This window comes from Microbacterium sp., from assembly GCF_032084865.1.
GTDB lineage: Bacteria > Actinomycetota > Actinomycetes > Actinomycetales > Microbacteriaceae > Microbacterium.
Genome location: NZ_DAMDLU010000228.1, coordinates 1 through 2,237 on the forward strand (window position 1 = coordinate 1; position 2,237 = coordinate 2,237).

Annotated in this window: 3 protein-coding genes; all 3 read right to left on the minus strand. The window is 74.8% G+C overall.

Annotated elements, in window-relative coordinates; genetic code table 11:
* Positions 1–371: hypothetical protein (locus RT309_RS14785; RefSeq protein WP_313358258.1), on the minus strand; the 371-nt coding region annotated here is incomplete at its 3' end.
* Positions 368–1,483 carry a TadA family conjugal transfer-associated ATPase gene (locus tag RT309_RS14790; RefSeq protein ID WP_313358260.1) on the minus strand — a complete coding sequence of 372 codons (1,116 nt, stop codon included), beginning with the start codon at positions 1,481–1,483 and terminating at the stop codon, positions 368–370. The genes RT309_RS14785 and RT309_RS14790, both read right to left, overlap by 4 nt.
* The coding region (gene ssd, locus RT309_RS14795; RefSeq protein WP_313358261.1) for a septum site-determining protein Ssd at positions 1,480–2,237 on the minus strand (758 nt) is incomplete at its 5' end. The genes RT309_RS14790 and ssd, both read right to left, overlap by 4 nt.

Sequence of the window (2,237 nt, forward strand, 5' to 3'; positions counted from 1 at the left end):
AGCAGGGCGGTCTCGGGTGCCAAGCGCAGAATCGCGGTAGCGGGTGGCGCCCCACTGCGGAGCTCCGCGACGAGGGCATCGACCACCCGGTGGGCCTCGTCCCGCACCGCCTCGGTCACCCGCCGGCGGCGTGCCCCGGCCACGCGGTGCCACACCGTCCCGGCAACGCCGGCCGCCGTCCACGCGATGACGGCCATCGGCAGCGGAAACAGCACGACGCTCGTCACCAGCGTCAGCACCAGGACGAGCGCGCCGGTCCGCCGGCCGGGGTGAGGGACCGACGCCCCACCCACCCGGACCCGCACCCATCCCCATGGCGGCCGCCACACCAGCACGGCCAGCGAGGTCAGGGCGGCACTGACCAGGCTCACGACTCGACGACGCGTCCGCGACGGACGGTCAGTCGTGGACGGACGACCAGGCGCCCGGACGGGTCCGACGACAGGTCGGCGAGCTCCGCGATTTCGCGGTGTCCGTCCGGGTGCCTCACGACATGGACGAGAGCGTCGAGCGCGGCCGCGGCCTGAGCGTGCACCGCCGCACGACTCAGGCCCGCCGCGATGCCGAGTGCCTCCAGCCGTGCGGGCACGTCGTCCGGCGCATTCGCGTGGACCGTGCCGCACCCGCCCTCGTGTCCGGTGTTCAGCGCCGCGAGCAGGTCCACGACCTCGGCGCCGCGGACCTCGCCGACCACGATGCGGTCGGGCCTCATCCTCAGCGCCTGCCGCACGAGGTCACGGAGTTCGACCGCTCCTGCGCCCTCGACGTTCGCCGGACGGGCGACGAGGCCCACGGCGTGGGGATGGTCGGGCCTGAGCTCATCGGAGTCCTCGACGATCACGAGGCGCTCCTCGGCAGGGACGTGCTCGAGCAGTGCGGCCAGGACGGTCGTCTTGCCCGAGCCGGTGCCGCCGGTCACCAGGAAGCTGCGTCGTGAGGTCACCAGCTCGCGCAGCGCCACGCCCATCGGTGGGGCGACCGCTCCCCGGCGCTCCAGCTCGCCCAGCGGCAGCGCACGCCTCGGTGGGACGCGCAGTGAGATGGCGGTTCCCGTGCGCGCGATCGGCGACAGCACGGCGTGCAGCCGAGTGCCGTCCGCCAGCCGGCCATCCACCCACGGCGACGCGTCGTCCAGGCGACGGCCCGCCGACGCGGCCAGTCGCTGAGCGAGGCGCCGCACGGCCGGCTCGTCGGGCATCGACACGTCGGTGCGCACGAGCCCGTCCCCGGCATCGATAAACACGCCGTCGGCTCCGTTGACCAGGACGTCCGTGACTCCCGGCCCGTCGAGCAGCGGTTGCAGCACGCCCGCACCGAGCGCCTCGCCCCGCAGCAGGTCGACGATCGTCAGGACGGTCGTCGTGCCCCACAGCTGGTCCTCGACGCGCAGCGCCTCGGCGACGCTGTGCGGGGTGGGCTCGACACCGAGGGTGGCCAGCCGCTGTCGGACGCGCTCGACGACGTCCGTGGGAGGCCGGGTCATCGCAGTCCCACCGCATCGAGGATGCGTCGGGCGGCCCCGACCACGGTCCGCGCGCGCATGGGTCCCAGTCCGTGCTCGAGGTCGGTCGCCAGGCGTCGTGACGTGCCCAGGTCGGCCACCACCGGCACGCCGACCTCGGCGGCGACGGCGGTGCGGGACACTCCGGCGGGACACGCGCGGGTCACGGCGACGACCGCGTCGGTCGTCGAGGCCAGTCGCTCGACCAGCGAGCGGGCGGCGACGATCCCGCCGAGCCGGCGAGGCACCACGAGCACCGTCAGGACCGAGCGAGCGATCAGCTCACGCCCCAGGTCGTCGACGTGCCGAGGTACGTCGGCGACCACGACGTCGAACCCGCGCGCGGCGGCCGAGATGACCGGTGCCGCGCCCGTCACCGGCCGACCCGAGCGACCGAACGAGACGTGTGCCAGACCTCGGTGGACGGGCAGGGTGGACTCGAGCTCGGCCGCGCCCACGTGGCCGATCGCGCCGTCGAGGTCGTTCCACCGCGACCCGTCGACCGCCTCGGCCCCGGTGAGCAGGTCGAGCCCGCCACCCGCGGCGTCCCCGTCGACGAGCACGGTCCTGAGCTCGCGTCGCACCGCGAGCTGGGCCGTCGCGGCGGCCAGGGTGGAGGCGCCGACGCCACCGACAGCACCGATCACCGAGATCGCACACGCCTCGCCACCCCCGTCCAGGGACCGGACGACCGACCCCACGATCGCGGCGTCCTGCGCCAGGTCCAGCACGTCCC

Coding starts and splice junctions, on each gene's coding strand:
- RT309_RS14790 (WP_313358260.1), bottom strand. CDS start 1,483: ATGACCCGGCCTCCCACGGACGTCGTCGAGCGCGTCCGACAGCGGCTG.